General features: G+C 69.1%; 1 pseudogene. It reads left to right on the forward strand.

Annotation, left to right across the window (positions count from 1 at the left end):
* A pseudogene (locus EN943_RS37910) lies at positions 1-479 on the forward strand (hypothetical protein); the annotation flags it as partial.

Here is a 479-nt window from a genome sequence, read left to right on the forward strand (position 1 = left end):
GGCGGCTCGGGCGGACGGGCGATCGGCTTCATCGCGGTCGGCGGCAAGGGCGGCAGCTCCGGCAAGGGTGGCGACGTCACCGTGACCAACAACGCCGCCGGCGCGATTACCGTCGAGGGCTTGGGTGCGCACGGCATCTTCGCGCAGTCGATCGGCGGCGGCGGCGGCAATGGCGGCGGCGCGTTCGCCGCCAGCATCGTGCCGGTTGCGATCGGCGTTGGCGGCGATGGCGGCAGTTCAGGCGACGGCGGCGTCGTCACCGTCAACAACCATGGCCGCATCACGACGATAGAAGATGCGTCGGTGGCGATCTTTGCAGAATCGATCGGCGGCGGTGGCGGCAATGGCGCCATGAACGTTGCCGCGGCTCTCAGCCCCGGCGCCTTCACTTTCGGCATCGGCGGCGCCGGCGGCTCCAACGGCAAGGGCGGCGATGTCAATGTCACCAATTTCAGCGGCGGTGTGATCCACACAAAGGG

Source organism: Mesorhizobium sp. M7A.F.Ca.US.006.01.1.1, from assembly GCF_003997935.1.
Classification (GTDB): domain Bacteria; phylum Pseudomonadota; class Alphaproteobacteria; order Rhizobiales; family Rhizobiaceae; genus Mesorhizobium.